Below are 18949 nucleotides of genomic sequence, written 5' to 3' on the forward strand. Positions count from 1 at the left end.
TAAATGAAAATGTTTCAGTTGCTGTTTTTTACAGCAGCCTTGTGCGTGTTTTCGTGTGGGGTATCGGCAGAAAGGCGAATTGTGTCTGCAGGGGGGAGCGTGACTGAAACCTTGTATGCACTTGGTGTAGGAGACGACATAGTGGCGGTAGATACAAGCAGTAGTTATCCGTTGCCAGTGCATAGTTTACCGAAGGTGGGTTACTACCGTCAGCTTAGCCCAGAAGGCGTGTTGTCAATGCGTCCAACCATGCTGGTAGGGCATAACAATGCGGGGCCGCAGGCAACACTCGACGCGCTCCGTCGAGCGGGCCTTGAGTTAACGTTAGTGCAGGCACCACAAAATATTCAGGGCGTACTAACGGCCATTAGGGTGCTGGCTGAACGGTTTGGCAAAGAGGACGAAGGAAAAACGCTAACAGTATCAATACGTGAGCAGCTCAAGCAGGTCGCGAAAGAAGGTGTAGATCGCCTAAAAGTAGGACTCATTCTTACGTCTGGGCAGCGGGGCCTGACAGCCGCCGGTAAAAATACCATGCCTGACGATATTATTGGGCACGCCGGAGGCTTAAACGCATTCTCTACCCATGACGGTTACAAAGCGATTTCTCCAGAATCCTTGTTATTGGCGCAGCCAAACATTCTCTTAGTGCCTTCACACGTTGCACGAGAAGGCGTAGAGGTACTATGTGACTCTGAGCTCTTGACACTCTGGGTTAAGCAAAATGGCTGTAACTTGCATGTGGTGGACAGCATCATGTTTATGGGGATGAGTCCAAGAGTCGGTGAGTCCGTGCAGGCACTTCACCACACACTAAGTACTTTTAGCCAGGAACACTAATATGGCTCGTGTGGTGATCCCATGTGCACAGTCATATGAGCGCGTAAAAAGAGCGCTCTCTAACTTGCACACAAAACGTCAACGCATCATTTTGTTATTGACTAGCCTGGTACCTGCAATAGCTTTATGGTCGGTGCAGCAGGGTGCAATGCCTGTCGATGTAATTGATGTGTTTAAGCATTGGTATTCAAACAGCCTAAATGCCGAATATGCGATGCACTGGCTGGTGCTGACTGAAATACGCCTGCCCAGGGTGGTACTGACTGTGATTACCGGCTCTATGCTTGCTGTAAGCGGTGCTGTAATGCAAGGGTTATGTCGTAATCCACTTGCCGACCCTGGCCTGATTGGTGTGTCGTCTGGCGCGGCTTTATTTGCTGCAGCAGCACTCTTATTTGGAGGGTGGTGGAATATACCTGCTTCCTCCTTACAAGTAGTACAGCCGCTTATGGCATTTGGTGGAGCACTTATCGCCAGTGTCATAGTTTTCAGACTGGCTCGCACATCCACGGGGGTAAACACCTTACTATTAATATTGGCCGGGGTAGCAATCAATGCCTTGGCAGGCACACTTTTGGGTTTAATTAATGCGGTTGCTGATGATGATACATTGCGCAGCATAGTATTTTGGACCATGGGCAGTTATGCCAGTGTAACCTGGCTGGAAGTCATAATAACGGCCTTGGTTGCAGCTCCTATACTGGCATTCTTTTTCTCCTATCACCAGTCTCTCACACTCATGTTAGGTGGTGACAACGAAGCGAGGTGTTTAGGGGTGGCAGTAGATAAAGTCAAAACGCTAAGTCTCATAGGGGTAGCGCTGGGTACCGCATTAGCTGTGTGTTTTACCGGAATTGTAGGTTTTGTTGGGCTGGTGGTACCCCATATTTGTCGTCTTATCTTGGGGCCAGATTACCGGTATTTATTGCCAGCGAGTGCATGTCTTGGGGCTTTGTTAGTCGTGATTGCTGACGCCTTAGCTAGAACGCTTGTGGCGCCGGCCGAGTTACCTGTCGGCATCATCACGTCATTAATTGGCGTACCTTTTCTTCTCTATTTGCTGGCAAAACAGCGGACGAGGGTTGCGCATGCTTGAGATATACAGTCTGAGTATTGATGTAGCCGATCGACGAATTGTTAGCACGATTAATGCCTCGCTAGCACCCGGTCAGTCTATGGCTATTTTAGGTGCGAACGGAGCTGGAAAGTCAACGTTGCTATCTGCACTAAGTAAAGAGCGCATGCCAGCAAAGGGCAGTATTGTGCTAAAGGGTAAAAATATTCATGGCATGCCCCTGCGTACGTTAGCGACATCGAGGGCGGTTATGCAACAGCAACAACCCTTAAGCTTTGACTTTACCGTGTTGGAATACCTACTACTGGCTCGAGCTTGCCATAATGAGCCAAAACAACAGTCTATGTTATTTCTCAGTCAGGTCGTCAGTGAACTACACCTGTCTGATTTCCTTGAATGCCAACTGAGTCGGCTATCAGGTGGTGAGCGGCAGAGAATTGAATTTGCAAAAGTGTGGCTTCAAGTGCTTGACGAAAATGACGTAAATGGAAAACTTCTGTTACTTGACGAGCCTACTTCTGCATTAGACATTCGCCAACAACGACTATTTTTCAAACACTTACACCGCTTTTGTCAACGTGGTGGCATGGTACTTACTGTACTCCATGACATTAATCAGGCGGCTCAGCACATGGACCACCTGCTTCTGCTTCTCAAAGGCAACCAACTCGCTTGCGGACCTGTTGCGAAGGTCTTTACTAGTTCAAACATCCAGCGGTGCTTTAACGTAGACGGCCAGGTTACCTGGCTGTCAGGACATCGCTTTCCACAATTTTTTACACACGCTATCAATCAGGAGATCGCATGACTCAACATAGCTTGGCGCAGACACTATTCGACGCGCGTAAATTAGCACGCCAACAGCATTCTGGTGTACTTTCAACACAAAGCCTATCAATGAAAGGCTTTCCATTTGGCTCGGTTACCCCCTATTTGATGAATGATGAAGGGGACCTGATCCTTTATGCCTCTGATATTGCCCAGCACTCACGCAATATGAAAGCCGAGCCACAGGTAAGTCTGTGTATTTATGATGGCAGCCAGGCAGACAGTCAGGCCAATGCCAGATTAACTTTTATGGGACAAGCACAAGCGCTGAGCTGTGACCCAAAAGAAGCTAACGAATACTTTAATTTGTTCCCACAAGCTCATGGTTACGTAAATGCGCATGACTTTCGTTTTTACCGTGTTAAAGTTGAACGACTGCGGTACATAGGCGGATTTGGCGATATCCACTGGTTAAAGGAAGCAGACTGGCGGATGCCTATACCTGCATGGAAACAGAATCTGGCGAGTATTATCGAACATATGCACGAGGACCATGCTGATGCACTGGCACTCATTGTTAATCACTGCTTGGGGACCAATGCGGTAGAGGGTGATGTAGAAATGCTGTCTGCCTATGCTGAGGGGTTTTATGTCTCATTAGCGGGCAATCGCCACTTCATTCCTTTTGTTGCGCATTGTCTTGGCGATGGTGCTATTCGTAGTGCGATGGTGACGTTAACGCAGCGAGCACGTCAGTCAGAGTCAGTTAGCCAAGTGGCCGTTGCATAATTGCTTTACGCATTGTTTATGAATGAATTGGTGTAAGAAGTTAGACATGCAGCTTTTGGGCGCATAAACTTAATACAAATCACGGAAATCATAGTAAGCCGCTCTTGAAGAATAGCCTGTTTGTACCAAAGCGTATTTACCGCATGCGGCTTACTTTATTCGCGCTATTGACGATAGCCCTGCTTGCCTTGATATTTACTGCCGCTTCAGCGGTATATTTTTTTAATCAACAGCATACACTTAACTCCCGTTTTTATACTTTAAAGGTGATGGCGCAGGATATTGCGCTACACGATGAAATATTAACCATGTCGACGCTGGCGGCCACGAGTCACGATGCTGAAAAGTGGAAAGCGAGGTACGATAAATACGAAGTGTCTTTGGATAACTTGTTAGAAAAAGCGTCAGCAACAGATGCCAAAATTTCTCAGTTTTTTGACGACACAGCAGAAGCGAACACGGCACTGGTGCGGATGGAAAAGCGCGCATTTGAATTGATTAAACAGGGTAACAATGAACAAGCGTTAGCGTTATTGCAGAGTATTGAGTATCAAAACTACAAAATAGCGTTTGGCTCAGGCATTGCCAATGCTATTGATGAAGTGCTGAAAGAGACACAATTAAGCTTGGACGAGAGCCTTGAAAATCGCGGTCGAAACCTGATTATTTCTATGGTGTTATCGTTTATTTTGGTACTAGTTTTATGGTTTTACTTGATTCGCTATGTTCGTCTAACGGAAAAAGCCATTGAAGGTATTGCCAAAAAAGATGAACTTTCCGGTTTACTGAACAGACGTGAATTTAACCGGATTTTGTCTCATGAAATGAACCGTGCGAGAAGAGAAAACAAGCGTTTAATGTTGGCAATACTTGATTTAGACAATTTTAAAAAATTTAATGACAGATACGGTCATCCAAAGGGCGACGATGTGATAAAAGAGGTTGGTACCTTGTTAACCCGGTTAAGTCGTCGTGCGAATGAGTCCGCTTTTCGGGTAGGTGGTGAAGAATTTGTGGTTATTGCTACCTGTGACACTGAAGGCGAGGGGTTCGAAAAAAGCCAGTCAATTTGTAGAGAAGTTAGTTTGCTCAATATCGTTCACGAGGACAACCCACCATACAATAAGGTTACGGTATCTTGTGGTATTGCATTTTCAGATAGTGACAATGGACTGACTGCACTAGAATTATATTCTAGAGCTGACAAAGCATTATATCAGGCCAAGGGCGATGGGAAAAATCGCTTCAAGATATTTGGGCACGACAGCTCTGTTGTTTTACCTTGAATAAATAGGTGATTCATCTAAAAAGTGCTGCGAGAGAAAAGTAAATAGATTTTCCTAAACAGCACATTCAAATGCAGTGCAAAATTACTCATGAATGAATATATAAACAAGCGAATAAACGAAGACTTGTATAAACGCATCCGTTTAGGTGCAGTTTTTTACGTTATCGGTATTTTAGTGAGTGCGCTGAGCGATGATTTATATGAGCATGCGCTCCCACAAATCATATCCGCTACAGTATTTTTTATTGTATTAACGGTTTTGCGCTTTTATCTGCCTAAGCCTCCCGAACACATTGACGCAACCCGACACTGGCGACGTAACATAGCCTTCGTTTCTATGCTTAGCAGTGTGGCGTGGGGTGCTGCAGTTGCTTGGGTTGCCATGCATCCTGCATACGATACAGCCATGCAAACTATGTTATTGTGTACTATAGCGTTTGCTACCGCGACCGCCTATCAGTTCTGTTTGGTACGCACGGTTGCACAGATCAATTGCGTACTGTTTACCTTACCTTTTGTGTTGACGATTATCATTTATCAACCAGAAAAATATCCATTGGCCATAGCAATAAGTGTGTACTGTGTTTATTTGGTGCTGTCAGCGATTCAGCTACAGCGCCAATATCTGTCTTCTCTGAACACGGAAATGGGGCTATTTGAAGCGAAAAACGAATTGAAAAGCTTGTCTCTAACAGATGAACTGACAGGGTTAGCGAATCGAAGGCACTTTCGTGTTCATTTTAGTGAAGCATACTCAAATCTGAAGTCCAGTGGCGACAACTTTGCCATTTTGCTCGTCGACTTAGACCTGTTTAAACGGATAAATGATGAGTACGGGCATTTGGTAGGCGATCAATGTATTCAGTTTGTAGCAAATGTTTTGCAAGCTGTTTTTACGCGAGATTGTGACTTAGTGTCGCGGATAGGCGGGGAAGAATTTGCTGTTGTATTCAGGTGTGACGGGTTGCATGAAGCTGTTGTCCTCGCAGAGAAGATTCAAAAAAGGCTCGGTGAAGACAGTATTGAAAGCGCAGAAAGTAAAATAAAAGTCACTGCAAGTATCGGTATTGCATTGACCGATAGAACACTGGAAGAAAGCGAGCATGAACTGTTTAAGCGCGCCGACGACTTGCTCTTTGAAGCGAAAAGCGCAGGTAGAAACTGTATTAAGTATTAAACAAAAAAATACCCACTTTGAAAGCGGGTATTTATTGGATACATATAATGCAAGCAGATTAAACGGTAACGTTTGCCGCTTGTGGACCTTTTTGTCCTTGCTCAACAGTAAAGTTTACTTGTTGGCCTTCTACAAGTGTTTTGTAACCTTCAGACTGAATTGCACGGAAATGTACGAATACATCTTTGCCGCCATCAGTTGGAGTAATAAAACCAAAACCTTTATCTTCGTTAAACCATTTTACAGTGCCAGTTACAGTAGACATGTTAATTCCTCAAAAAAATACTTAAATGGTACACACGTACCGACGCTTGCCTCGTGGGTGTTACTTACTTGGATGGCTAATGGATGGAAACGTCTTACGGGAATTAAACAGCAATTCTTTGTGAAGTTAACGAGCAAAAGCAAAAATCGAAATAAATATACGTTACAAAAGCTTGCGCAAGATAACATGAATATCCCGCGAATGCTAAATTTTATTTCTCATTGAATCAGAAACGCATTCAGAGTTTCTCTTCCAAGCTTCCTACTTCGAGCATTGGCGATGCATCAATATCTTCGGCATCCATCATATTAGCAATGCGTTGCATGGTTGAGACCATAAGGCTTTGCTCCCAGTCTTTGAGTAAAGAGAACCGGTTGGTAAAGTGTTCTTGAAAAGGCAAGGGGGCATCTTTTAGCGTTTCCTGACCAAGTTCAGTTAAAAAGACACCCACTTTGCGTTTATCTTCTGTACTGCGAATGCGTTGCACATAATTTTTGGCTTCAAGTCGATCCAATATACTGGTAACAGTTGCCGCACTTAAATTAATATGGTCTGCAATTTGCCGCACCATGATGCCAGGGGCCTTGCCAATGTCTTGCATGACAAGCAGCTGGGGGCCGGTTAATCCTACTTCGCGACTGAGTTGTTTTGACCTAAGATCGATGGCTCGAATAACTTTTCGCAGCGCCACCAATAATTCTTCGTCTTTTTGCATAAGCATTCCTAACTGCTAACCCTATACCTGTGTTTTTATCGCAACAAGTGCAAAAAGTGCAGATGTTTGTGATATTGATCGATTATATCGTTAATCACGGCGACTGTAGACCATCCCATAATATCGTAGTCCTGGCCGCCTTCGCTCAAATGAACTTCTGCTCGATAATAGGATTGTTCGTCATCGGTGTCCAAAGAATTGTTATCTGTATTAACGAAGTCCGGCTGAAGGTGCTTCTTTCGGTGAACACCATATCTAAAATCATGTTCCTCGCCATGCGAAACCCACAATTCTAATGCACTGTCGTTTTTAACGATTTCTACCTGTATGCCGGTCTTTTGAAGCTCAGATTTTACACTCTCAAATGCGGGTAAAACGGCGTTATCGAAAAAGTTTTGCACTGCTTTTTTATTTGGGAAATTGACGATATTTTGTAGCCGTTCTTGCCAGCTTTCCTTATTAGAAGAGAGCGACGAGGGCATTGCATGCAACTGCATACTTTCTCGTTTATAGCTCTCAACACGTAACGCCTTGACTAAGCCAGTCATGGAAAGCAACAGGATAATTGCAAAGGGTAGGGCTGCTGCAATTGTCATTGTTTGCAGTGCACTAAGCCCACCAGCAGCCATCAGGATCATAGCGACTACACCTACGCTCACGGCCCAGTAAACCCGTTGCCATAACGGGGTTTCATTGCTGCCGTTTGAGCAGATCATATCAACAACCATGGCGCCAGAGTCACAGGATGTGACAAAAAAGATAACGACCATACCGATGGCAATCACTGAGAGCAAACTGGCAAATGGAAATTGATCTAAAAACACAAAAAGTGCTACAGAAGAGTTGTCATTTACCATTTCTGCCAGCTTCTGACTGTCGCCATTTAACACAAGGTCAATAGCCGAATTGCCGAATACTGTCATCCAAAAAAGGGTGAATGCGGAGGGGATAAGAATCACACCCAGTACAAATTCCCGAATCGTTCTGCCTCGAGAAATTCTGGCAATAAACAATCCGACAAACGGTGCCCATGCAATCCACCAACCCCAGTAAAAAATTGTCCACCCACCTATCCAGTCAGTTTTCTCGTAAGCAAATAAGTTAAACGTATTCCGAACTATGTCAGATAAATAGGCCCCTGTATTTTGTAAAAATGCTTGCAACAGAAATATGGTAGGACCCAGAGCAAGAATAAATATGAGCAAGGCCACGGCAAGAATCATATTGGCCTCAGACAGTCTTCTAATGCCCTTATCAAGGCCGCTCATAACCGACACCACTGCGATAGCAATAACGCCAATCATCAATAAAATTTGATTGGCGACGCTTATTTCAATGCCAAACACATATGCCAACCCAGCATTAATTTGTGATGCACCTATTCCCAATGAAGTGGCAACACCAAAAATCGTACTGGTGACGGCAAACACGTCTACCGTGTGACCAATCCAGCCGTAAATCTTGTCACCAAAAATAGGATAAAGTGCAGAGCGAAGTGTTAAAGGCAAGCCATGACGAAAACTAAAGTAAGCCATGACCAAAGCGACCAGGGCATAAATCGCCCAAGCGTGAAGACCCCAGTGAAAAAATGTTGTTTTCATGGCTTCTTTTGCAGCAGCGACAGTGTTTGGCTCGGCATTTGGCGGCGCTAAAAAATGCATCAAGGGTTCAGCGACACCGAAAAACATCAGCCCTATCCCCATACCAGCGGCAAATAGCATAGATAACCAAGTGATCAAGCTGTAATCGGGTGTTGCATGGTCTGGCCCCAGCTTTACTTCTCCGTATCTCGATACACCCAAATAGGCAACGCCCAACAAAATAGTCGCGACACTGATGACATAGAACCAACTTCCATTTTCAACAATCACAGCCTGCATTGTGCTGAAAAGTTGGTCAGCGTGCTGTGGCAGGAAAAAAGCAAAAACCATCAGCGCTATAATGGCGACAGATGAAGGATAGAACACTTTCGGATTTAGACGGGCTTGGGATTGCTCTGATTGCACTTCAGCGAGCTCCGATTACTAAGATAAAACACAGTATACAGAGGATAAAGTGAAAGTGTTCAGGAATAAAGATGAAAGTGAAAAAGGTTGAACACTATTTAATAATTGATTAAAAAAGTAGTAAAAACTTTGCTCATTTGGTTTAAACTGAAAATATACAGGTAGTGTACTAATTAAAAAGCTATTTTGATTCAACCTGTTAAAGAGAGTTCAAATAGCAATAATTCAAATTAATTCACACATAACTAATAAAGGCACAATCACTATGAAACTTGCAAAAGTAAGTTGCGCTGTTCTAGCCGCACTGACTGCTGGGGCCGGACTGGCTCAGGAAACGTCGAATAAGGCAACAATAGAAACTATCGAGGTTACCGCCACAAAACGAACAGAGTCTATTCAGGACGTACCCGTTGCGGTATCAGCACTGAGTGGAGAAAGTCTAAAGAATCTAGGCATTAGTGGCTTTCAGGATTATGTTGAGTTCTTACCCAATGTCACTTTTCAAGGTACCGGACCGGGACAAAATGAGGTTTATATAAGAGGTGCGGCGACCAATCAGACCGCTATCACGGTGTCGTCCGTTCAGGCTCTTCAGCCCTCAGTTGCAATTTATTTAGACGAGCAACCTATTTCAATGCAAGGTAGAAATCTAGATGTCTATGCCACAGATATGCAACGTGTTGAGGTGCTTCCAGGGCCACAAGGTACGTTATTTGGCGCAAGTTCACAGGCAGGTACAGTAAGACTGATTACGAATAAACCTGACCACACAGGCTTCAGCGCAGGCGTAGATGTTGATTTTGCAACTACAAAAGGGGGCGATATCAGCAATGCTGTTGAAGCCTTCATGAATTTCGCGCTAACTGACGATTTTGCGTTACGTGTCGCTGCGTATACCGACCATCAGGGTGGTTGGATTGATAATGTGCTGAGTGTACCTGGTCAAGGTGGATACATTGGCAGCGCCGTTCATATCGATCGCATTTCAGGTGGGGTACTGACAGATCCACAGAATACACCTGTTGATAGCCCCACAAACGATGAACTCGTTGAAGACGATTTTAACGACGCGACTTATGCAGGTGCACGATTTAGTGGCTCTTACATCATCAATGATGACTGGACACTATTAGTACAACACACTGAACAAAAACTCGAGACAGAAGGTGTGTTTGCCTATGACCCTTCCTATGACGGTGAATCCTCAGTAAGCCGCTATGAGCCTGAGTCTAATGAAGATGAATTTGGACTGACAACCTGGACGTTAGAGGGGCGCCTTAAGCAGCTTGAAGTCGTCTATGCAGGTGGATATCTGGACCGTAAAATTGACTCAACAATCGATTACATCGGCTACACAAACGGCGGTGCATTTGCTGCCTTCTATGCTTGTAGTTATGGCGGTGCTCCAGAGGATGAAATTTGTCATAACCCAGAGGGGTTCTACAAAGAGTCCACAGAAAACTCGCGCTTGACGCAAGAACTGCGCGTCAACACGCCTGCTGACAAAGACTGGCGTGTAACCGCTGGTGTGTTTTACGATTCGCTTGAAGTCAACAGTGTAGGCTTGTTTCAGCTGGGAGCTGAGGATAAATTCTTTGATCTCAACAGAACGCTAAATGGCGGTGCCGATGGACGTTATGAGGGCATTAATAGTACAGGGGGCAATTTTGGACCTCTAGTGAGCTTTGTGAATGATGTTACTCATGAACTGAATCAGATCGCGTTATTTGGACAAATCGAATACGACCTGACCGATAAACTCACCCTTAGTTTAGGTGCGCGCTGGTATGATGCCGAAGATATCTATCTTGGGGCAACCACATCATCAGATGTGACTGAGCAGATACGCGCTTTAGGACAAGGTGGTCAGGCGCTTATTGATTTCTTTGGCGAAGATGAGGGCAACGCCATGATCGCCGCCATTCAATCTGGCCAACTGGATACCAGTTTACTGGGCGGCGACGGAAAGCTGGAAGTTGACGACACTATCTTCCGCTTTTCAGTTGATTACAAGTTGACGGATTATGTACTCCTGTTCGCAAACTACTCTGAGGGTTTCAGACCGCCAGTAACAGCGCGTACCGGTGGCCAGCTTGCCAGAAACCAGACCGCAGGCTCTGCATTTGAAGGGTTCCGAATTCCTGTCTATTCAACCACAGATACGCTGGATAATTACGAATTGGGTATGAAGGGCGACTTTTTTGATGGTCTCCTAAGACTCAACGCGACTGCTTATTATTCAGAAATCTCTGATTTGCAAACATCACGTTTTGACCCCACCAATATCGCATTTTTCTACTTCACGGATAATGTCGGTGAGGCTGAAATTAAAGGGCTGGACGCAGACTTTACCTGGTTGGCAACGGATAACCTAGTGATAAGCGGTGCTTTAAGTCTATTAGACACTGAGATAACCCGCCTGAACAGTACCATGGTTAATTTGGCGCCGCCTGTTGGCAGTAGCCTTCCGTATTCGGCAGATTTGTCGGGTAACCTCCGGGCTCGTTATTACCACGAATTTGAAAATGGTTATGAAGGGTTTATTAACGCCGCAATTGCTTACACGGGAGATAGACTGTCCGGCATGTTTGCAAATGCCAATATCTATGAAGACACTCATCATCTGGTATATGGCATGGGGTCTGGGTTAGAAATTGAAAATGAGATCCCTGCAGGGACGTTCCAAGGCGTGTCTTATACAGATCGTAACGGTAACGCATTTGCCGGTGGACGCTATGTGGCACAAAGTTATGTGCTGGTGAATGTATCAGCGGGTGTGACAAAAGATGACTGGCGCGCTGAGTTGTATATTGACAACTTAACCGATGAAAATGCACAGCTCTACATTGATGAGCAGCAGTTTACGCCAAAAGTCGTTACTAATAGGCCACGGACAATCGGAGTAAGGCTGTCTTACGACTTCTACTAGTAGTGAGTACAAAAAAAGGTGAGAACTCGTTCTCACCTTTTTGTTATCTTATCATTCTGATTTATAAATAAATTCGACGCGCATGCCCGATCCATATCGCGACATTAAACACCTTATTCAGTCCTCAGCCTTTAGTCAGGCCTTATCATTGGCCGATGCAGCATTGGCAAAAGCACCTCGAGATGTTGAGATTCTGTATTTAAAAACCGTCACATTACGCTTAATGCAAAAGCATACTGAAGCGATAAGTACACTCAATTTGATATTGGCTGTTCAGCCCGCTCATGCCAGAGCCCATCAAGAAGCCGGGTACTGTTATCTTGCTCTCAATAATATTGAGACGGCAAAGCAGGCTTTTCACTACGCTTGTATGGCAAATCCTGCCTTGGTGAGTGCGTGGAAAAAGTTGCTGGAACTGGATCCTAATAATACTGAGGCCGCTGAACGTGTTAACGATTTATCTTCTCTGAACAAAAAGTTGCTTGCGGCCATGGATCTCATGTACGAAGGCAAATATGCACTAGCAGAAACTATTTGCCGTGAATATCTGCAGTCCGATACGCACAATCCAGACGCAATGTGTCTATTGGCTGAGATTGGCATTAAAACAAAAGTTTATGACGATGCGGTTTTTTTGCTTGAAACCTGTGTCGAGCTTCACCCACACTATCAGCCCGCAAAGTTAAAGTATGCCGACTTGCTCAACACATTAGGGCAACATAACAAAGCCCTGCAGGTCGCCAAAGAGTATCTGCAACAACTCCCCAACAATCTCGTTGCGCAAACTACACTTGCAGCAGCCTATATGGGAGTTGGCGATTTGGACAAAAGTCTGGCGATTTACGACGCTATTCTTGCTATTGAACCCAAACGTGCAGGTATTCACTTGCAAAAGGGGCACGCGCTTAAAGCGAAAGGCGCGTTTGAGGATGCCGTTGCCAGCTACAAAGCGGCATATGGCTTAAAACCTAGCTACGGTGATGCCTATTGGTCTCTGGCGAATACAAAAACGTATCGGTTTAGTGAAGATGAAATTAACACCATCAAGCAGTTTGCTGATCAAGATGAAAATAGGAGCCTAGACAGGGTCCATTTTTGTTTCGCACTAGGTAAAGCGTATGAGGACACACAGGAATATGCTTTGTCATTCGACTATTACGCTAAGGGCAATGCATTAAAAAACAGTATGTTAGGTTATAGTGCAGAGACGAATACAAAACTGGTTAACTTGCAAATTCAGCATTGCAACACGGATTTGTTTTCTCAACGCGCATCAGGTAATCCTACTTGTGCACCTATTTTTATTGTTGGCTTGCCAAGAGCTGGGTCGACATTACTCGAACAGATCTTATCCTCACATTCAAGTGTGGACGCGACCATGGAATTACATTCCATTTTGGGCATGGCAATGCGGCTTCGCGGCCGAATGACAAATGATACCCCAGCGTATCCAGCTAATTTACATGCATTGTCAGATCAGCAATTTGCTCAGCTAGGGGACAAATTCATTGAAGACACTCAACCCTACAGACAGGGGGCGCCACTATTTATTGATAAGATGCCAAATAACTTTATGCATATCGGTTTGATCAAGTGCATCTTGCCTAATGCCAAGGTGATTGACGCAAGAAGAGAGCCAATGGCCTGCTGTTTTAGTGGCTTTAAGCAACTATTTGGCGAGGGTCAAGAGTTTAGTTATGACCTGAAGAATATGGCGGCATATTATAATGACTATGTCAGGTTGATGGCACATTGGGACAAGGTTTTGCCAGGCTTTGTATTGCGGGTGAATCACGAAGAGGTAATCAATGATCTGGAAGGTCAGGTGAGGCGAATGTTGGCCTTTTGTGATTTACCCTTTGAGCAGGCTTGTCTCGACTTTCATAAAAACAAACGTGCTATTAAAACACCAAGTTCAGAACAGGTACGCAAACCAATAAGTCGAGAAGGGATGCAGCAATGGAAACATTACAAAGCGTTTTTGCAGCCTTTGATAGATGCTCTAGATTAATTAAATGGGTCGCTCCACTTCTCATCCACACTGACACTCTCATCGGTAAGCGTGCCTAGAAAGGCAACCAAGGCGGCTTTTTCATCTTCATTAAAATTGAGTTGTATCGGGTTGCCAGCTTCATCGGTCAGCGCTGGTGATAGCGTTGGATGGGCTTGGATACCACTGTTATAGTGTTCAACAACCTCTTCTAGCGTGGAGAATCTACCATCATGCATGTAAGGCGCAGTTAACGCGATGTTTCGCAGACTGGTGGTTTTAAAGCGGCCTTCAAAAATTGGGTTGTTAAACACAGAACCCGCCCCTGCATCTGTCGTTGTTAAATCCAGACCGTTGTTTTGTGGGCCTGGGTTAGCACTAACAAAGGCTTCAGTGGTATGGCATCCAAAGCATGCGCCACCACCATTAGGTATAGTCCTAAAGAACAAAGCTTTCCCACGGTTTTCCTGTTCGGTGAAGTTTGGGAAGTTTTCACCCGGTGTTGTTACCATGGTGCGCCCTTGATCATATCTACTGGCGTAACTGACAATGCTTCGAACAAACTGAGCTAGCGCCAACGCAATTTTTTCTTCCGTGACCTCGCGACTGCCAAAGGCATTTTCAAATAACTCAGGGTAAAAGTCTTGTGCAGTTACTTCAGCAACCAACTGCTCAAGTGTCATCCCCATTTCAACCGGATCCTGAAAAGGCATAAGCACCTGTTCTTCGAGTGAAACCGCTCTTTCATCCCAGAAAAAGCGACCCCGTTGGTAGTATCTTGCATTGATCAATGTCATGGAGTGACGGTCAGTACGACCGCCTTCAAAGCCAATGCTAAATGCGTTGTCGTCGGAAAAACCCAGTGCTTGCTGATGGCATGAAGCACAGGAAACCGTGCCATTGGCGCTCAATGCCTTATCATAGAAAAGCACTCTGCCCAAAGTGGCACCATCATTGGTAACGGGATTACTATCAGGCGTATTGTCAAGCCCGTTTATTGATGTTGGCAACGGCTGTCCAGGTACGTTTGTTGTGAAGTGAGCGGGCAAGTTTAGCGTCTCATAATCAAAGGGTGTTGAGGGTAGGTTTAACACTGTTGTTGGCGCTGTAGGTTCAAACTCAGACTCAGAAGCATTTTGTTCAACTTCACTGCCTCCACCGCAAGATGCCAGACCGAACAGTACTGCCAAAGTGATTAAAGGTTGCGATAGTTTGTAGTCAGACATGATGACCCCTCAACGGCGGATTAAGACATGGTATTGATGACGCTAGTCTAGGCATTGGGGCGTAAAGATGTGTCCGGTGAGTGTAAAGGTTTGGTAAAGACATTCACCAACCATTGTCATTCTATTAATTTGTTAGTGAATTCTGTAGTCTAGTCGAGGATTAATTTTTGGAGGTATTTCGCAATGTTGCGAGTTCTTGCATGTGTAGGCTTAGGATTAGCGCTCAATACGGGCATATCAGCAAAAGAGGTGATGACACCTGAAAAACTCTGGCAAGTTAAACGCGTCAGTGCGTTGGGATTAAACAAAGACAATAAACACGTAATTTATCGTGTAACCACACCCAGCGTAGAAAATAACAACTTCAGCAGCAAAGTTTACCAAGTGCCGCTAAAAGGTGGCCAGCCACAGTTATTAGAAGATTATCAGGGACTCTTATCTAACCCTAAAATTTCGCCAGATGGCAGCAAGAAGCTGTTTCATGAAACGGTAAAAATCAAACCAATACTGGCAGCAGACAAACACACAGATTTGTCTGAGGCGAATGCCTATGTATTTGATGACCTCAATTACCGGCATTGGGATACATGGAAAGATGGCAGTGTTAAACATGTTTTCTATCAGGATTTACGAACCGAAGAGAAAGTAGACATCATGGAAGATATGCCCTTTGATAGTCCTACATCACCGTTTGGCGGGCCTGCTGATTATATTTGGGGGCCAAAGGGCGAAAACATCTACTACGTCAGCAAAAAATATATGGGTGTTGAGTACGTAACCAGCACGGATACCGATATTTATCGCTACAACCTGGCCAGTAAAGAGACCGTTAATATTACTGATAGCAATCCTGGTTATGACAAATATCCTGCATTCTCCGTAAATGGTCAGTTGGCATGGTTACAAATGGATGAACCGGGTTATGAAGCTGACAAAAATGACATTATCATTATGGAGAAGGGGAATTCAGTTAACCTGACTGCACACTGGGATGGTAGTGTATCTAGTTTCAAGTGGAGCCATGATGCTAAGCATATTTACTTTATCGCAGCCACAAAAGGCACGGTTCAGCTGTTTAGGGTTGAGGTAACGACTACCCCAAGTGCAAAACCTAAAATTGAGCAGTTAACCCAGGGACAATTTGACGTTAATGGTATTGTTGCCGTGTTGGATGGTCACTTGGTAGTGAATCGTAACAGTATGAATAGTGCAAGAGAGCTTTATCGCTTCGACGTAAGCAGTAATGATCTAGTTGCACTAACAAACGTTAACGATGCGTTTTATGCTGGTCTTGACTTACCCACTGTAAAGTCGCGAATTGTGAAAACGCAAGACGGCAAGGACATGCTGACGTGGGTAATTTACCCTCCAAACTTTGACGAAAGCAAAAAATATCCTACGCTCCTTTATTTACAGGGTGGGCCACAATCACCGCTTTCACAGTTCTATTCGTTCCGCTGGAACTTCCAGGTTATGGCATCACAAGGCTACATTGTTGTAGCGCCTAACCGTCGTGGTATGCCAGGTCATGGTGTGAAATGGAATGAAGATATCAGTAAAGACTGGGGCGGTAAGGCCATGCAGGACTATCTGGATGCCATTGATGATGTAATGAAAGAGCCATACGTTGACAAAGCGCGTATTGGTGCGCTTGGTGCCAGCTTTGGTGGCTATTCTGCGTTCTATTTGGCGGGTAATCACGAGGGCCGTTTTAAAACCTTTATCGCCCATTGCGGCATATTTGATTTGCGCAGTATGTATGGCACGACGGAAGAGCTGTTCTTCGTTAATCACGACATGGGCGGAGCCTATTGGGACAAGGACAATGCAGCTGCAAGTAAAACCTATGCTGAATTTAACCCAATTGACTATGTACATAAATGGGATTCACCCATGTTCGTCATCCATGGCGGTAAGGATTACCGGGTTCCATTAGGTCAGGGGATTCAGGCGTTTCAAGCAGCCAAGCTGCGAGGGCTGAAGAGTCGATTCTTGTACTTTCCAGAAGAAAATCACTGGGTGCTTACGCCACAAAATGGGATAGTTTGGCAACGCGAGTTTTTTGCCTGGTTAGAAGACACGCTTTAATTCAGCCAACAAGACAAAACATGAAAAGATGCCAGTGTTAAGACACTTAAACACTGGCATTTTTTGTTCAAATTACGACTATGACGGAGTGATGAAATGAAGATATGGAAATTGAGTGGACTGTGTGTACTCTTGTTCTTAACACACACTTCTTTTGCGCAAGACTTGAGTCCAGATGCGCCGATTTATAACGTATTCGATGCGATGCGCAAGCATGATGGCCAGAGCCTACAAGCCCAGTTCACGGATACTGCGATTTTACAGCGCGCACTGCCAGACGGGTCTATTAAAACCAGTGAAATAGATGCATTTGCCAAGAATATCACTCATGCCAGTGCGTATTTAGATGAGCACTTATTATCAGTTGATATTAGACAAAACGGCAATTTAGCGTCTGTTTGGACGCCGTATGCTTTTTACAGAGATGAGGCGCTCAGCCATTGCGGCGTAAATAGTTTTCAAGTTGTCAAAACGGTTAATGGATGGAAAATTCAGCACCTAATTGACAACACCTATCAAGGGAATTGCCTCGAATTTATTAACCAGCATAAGTCGTCAAAGTGATAGGCAAGCCGCGATGTGCTTTGCCCAAAATGCGGGTGGATGGCTAAGTGCATTTTCACCGATGTTAATTTCGCAAATACATGATTGTGTATTGCCGGAGCGGGGCAGAGGCAGCACTAATATGTCTTTTTGTTCGGCATAGTCGATGATCTTTTTTGCCAGTACGTCTGTCGACAAATCGACCTCCAAATGGAACAGATTGACTTTAGGCGGGAAGGCAAACCTTCCAACACCTATGCTGCTCAATTCATTGTAAAGTGCAGCAGTAAAGGCCACGTAGTCAGGCATGCGGTTTAAATAGTTTGCTATACCATTTCGTGCAGCAAGCACATCAGGGTATTGCGTGATGGGGTTGCCACCCGCTCTACGTGCCCAGATTTTCGTGTCAGCGATCAAAGACTCGGTACCCAGTAGCATGGCACCCACTGTTCCCCCCAGATCTTTGTAATAACTCACGTAAATACTGTCAAACAAGGCCGCAATGTCTGCCAGTGATCGCTGGTAGTAGGGGGTGGTTTGCCATAATCGAGCACCATCCATGTGCAGCTTGATTTTGTGCGTGTTGCACCACTTACGTAGTTTTTCCAAATCGTCCCAAGTAGGAAGCGCGCCACCAATCTCACGCATGGGTAGCTCAACAAACAACGCACACACGGTATCAGGGTTTAGACTATCAAGGTCTTCAATAGAGAGGGGTTGATGTGCCTTGCCAACAATGGCGACGTCTAACCCCCACAAGGCTTCAATTGCTCTGTGCTCATGCAAAAGCAGGTGGGATGTCGGGTGTAGGGCGACCGACTGCTTATTACTCTGCTCACTGTAACATTTTGCCGCAGCGCATTGAGCAAGAGTGCCAGTGGGTAAAAATACACTGGCAGGCTTGTTGAACAGCGAACACATAGACTGCTCAAAATCACCCACAAGTCCGGCACTGCCATAATTGTCTCGTTCATCGGTGATCTGGACAGAATTGGCGAGCTGCAAGAGTTCGGATTTGATGTCTGGCACAGGATGACGTTGAATGGACGCAGATACCGATTGGCTTAAGGTGTGGTATCGCTGTTTATATTCTGAAGCAATGAGTGTCATATGATGCCTTTGGTTTTAGATAATGTCTTGTAACTTGAGTTTTTGGCGTTCTAATTAATACTTTGTATTACGTAGTAGGTCTTTCTGTCTATAGTAAAACATTGAAGCTACCCACTTTTATTATTCCAGCTCTAATGTTG

15 protein-coding genes are annotated in these 18949 nt (G+C 44.8%); 10 read left to right on the plus strand and 5 right to left on the minus strand.

What is annotated here, in order from left to right; all coding sequences use genetic code 11:
* The first annotated feature begins 3 nt into the window (after positions 1-3).
* From DRW07_RS05565 to DRW07_RS05590, 6 genes are all read left to right on the plus strand, one after another.
* Positions 4-840 (plus strand): heme/hemin ABC transporter substrate-binding protein, encoded by an 837-nt coding sequence (locus tag DRW07_RS05565; RefSeq protein ID WP_124026917.1) that lies wholly within the window; start codon positions 4-6, stop codon positions 838-840.
* A 1-nt stretch (position 841) separates the two neighbouring features.
* Entirely contained in the window at positions 842-1936 is a 1095-nt protein-coding gene (locus DRW07_RS05570; RefSeq protein WP_124026918.1) for a FecCD family ABC transporter permease, read from the plus strand.
* Positions 1929-2723, plus strand: coding sequence for an ATP-binding cassette domain-containing protein (locus tag DRW07_RS05575; protein WP_124026919.1), 795 nt, complete (start codon positions 1929-1931; stop codon positions 2721-2723). The genes DRW07_RS05570 and DRW07_RS05575 overlap by 8 nt, the downstream gene beginning before the upstream one ends.
* A complete protein-coding gene (locus DRW07_RS05580) occupies positions 2720-3472 on the plus strand; it encodes a HugZ family pyridoxamine 5'-phosphate oxidase (protein ID WP_124026920.1) in 753 nt (250 codons plus the stop codon). The genes DRW07_RS05575 and DRW07_RS05580 overlap by 4 nt, the downstream gene beginning before the upstream one ends.
* A gap of 143 nt (positions 3473-3615) precedes the next feature.
* Positions 3616-4758 carry a GGDEF domain-containing protein gene (locus DRW07_RS05585; RefSeq protein WP_124026921.1) on the plus strand — a complete coding sequence of 381 codons (1143 nt, stop codon included), beginning with the start codon at positions 3616-3618 and terminating at the stop codon, positions 4756-4758.
* 90 nt (positions 4759-4848) lie between these two features.
* Positions 4849-5937 (plus strand): GGDEF domain-containing protein, encoded by a 1089-nt coding sequence (locus DRW07_RS05590; protein ID WP_124026922.1) that lies wholly within the window; start codon positions 4849-4851, stop codon positions 5935-5937.
* Between the two features lie 58 nt (positions 5938-5995).
* On the opposite strand, the gene cspE is transcribed toward DRW07_RS05590, so the two are convergent.
* The 3 genes from cspE to DRW07_RS05605 all read right to left on the minus strand — a co-directional run bounded on the left by cspE (position 5996) and on the right by DRW07_RS05605 (position 8923).
* On the minus strand, positions 5996-6202 hold the full coding sequence (gene cspE, locus DRW07_RS05595; RefSeq protein ID WP_124026923.1) for a transcription antiterminator/RNA stability regulator CspE: 207 nt from the start codon (positions 6200-6202) through the stop codon (positions 5996-5998).
* A gap of 238 nt (positions 6203-6440) precedes the next feature.
* Positions 6441-6917, minus strand: a complete 477-nt coding sequence (locus tag DRW07_RS05600) for a MarR family winged helix-turn-helix transcriptional regulator (protein WP_124026924.1) — start codon at positions 6915-6917, stop codon at positions 6441-6443.
* Positions 6918-6952: 35 nt separating this feature from the next.
* Positions 6953-8923: a BCCT family transporter gene (locus DRW07_RS05605; protein WP_124026925.1), complete on the minus strand. Its 1971-nt coding sequence runs from the start codon at positions 8921-8923 to the stop codon at positions 6953-6955.
* A 265-nt stretch (positions 8924-9188) separates the two neighbouring features.
* On the opposite strand from DRW07_RS05605, the gene DRW07_RS05610 reads away from it, so the two are divergent.
* Together DRW07_RS05610 and DRW07_RS05615 are read left to right on the plus strand one after the other, a co-directional pair.
* Positions 9189-11852 carry a TonB-dependent receptor gene (locus DRW07_RS05610; protein WP_124026926.1) on the plus strand — a complete coding sequence of 888 codons (2664 nt, stop codon included), beginning with the start codon at positions 9189-9191 and terminating at the stop codon, positions 11850-11852.
* An 82-nt stretch (positions 11853-11934) separates the two neighbouring features.
* Positions 11935-13863: a tetratricopeptide repeat-containing sulfotransferase family protein gene (locus DRW07_RS05615; protein WP_124026927.1), complete on the plus strand. Its 1929-nt coding sequence runs from the start codon at positions 11935-11937 to the stop codon at positions 13861-13863.
* Here DRW07_RS05615 and DRW07_RS05620 read toward each other — a convergent pair.
* Positions 13860-15068 carry a cytochrome-c peroxidase gene (locus tag DRW07_RS05620; protein ID WP_124026928.1) on the minus strand — a complete coding sequence of 403 codons (1209 nt, stop codon included), beginning with the start codon at positions 15066-15068 and terminating at the stop codon, positions 13860-13862. The two genes, DRW07_RS05615 and DRW07_RS05620, sit on opposite strands and share 4 nt — an antisense overlap.
* Before the next feature lie 183 nt (positions 15069-15251).
* On the opposite strand from DRW07_RS05620, the gene DRW07_RS05625 reads away from it, so the two are divergent.
* Together DRW07_RS05625 and DRW07_RS05630 are read left to right on the plus strand one after the other, a co-directional pair.
* Positions 15252-17156, plus strand: coding sequence for a S9 family peptidase (locus tag DRW07_RS05625; RefSeq protein ID WP_124026929.1), 1905 nt, complete (start codon positions 15252-15254; stop codon positions 17154-17156).
* Positions 17157-17252: 96 nt separating this feature from the next.
* A complete protein-coding gene (locus DRW07_RS05630; protein ID WP_124026930.1) occupies positions 17253-17720 on the plus strand; it encodes a hypothetical protein in 468 nt (155 codons plus the stop codon).
* On the opposite strand, the gene DRW07_RS05635 is transcribed toward DRW07_RS05630, so the two are convergent.
* Positions 17712-18809, minus strand: a complete 1098-nt coding sequence (locus DRW07_RS05635; RefSeq protein ID WP_124026931.1) for a threonine aldolase family protein — start codon at positions 18807-18809, stop codon at positions 17712-17714. The genes DRW07_RS05630 and DRW07_RS05635 overlap by 9 nt on opposite strands.
* Positions 18810-18949: the final 140 nt, after the last annotated feature.

Source organism: Paralteromonas sediminis, assembly GCF_003820355.1.
Lineage (GTDB): Bacteria > Pseudomonadota > Gammaproteobacteria > Enterobacterales > Alteromonadaceae > Alteromonas_F > Alteromonas_F sediminis.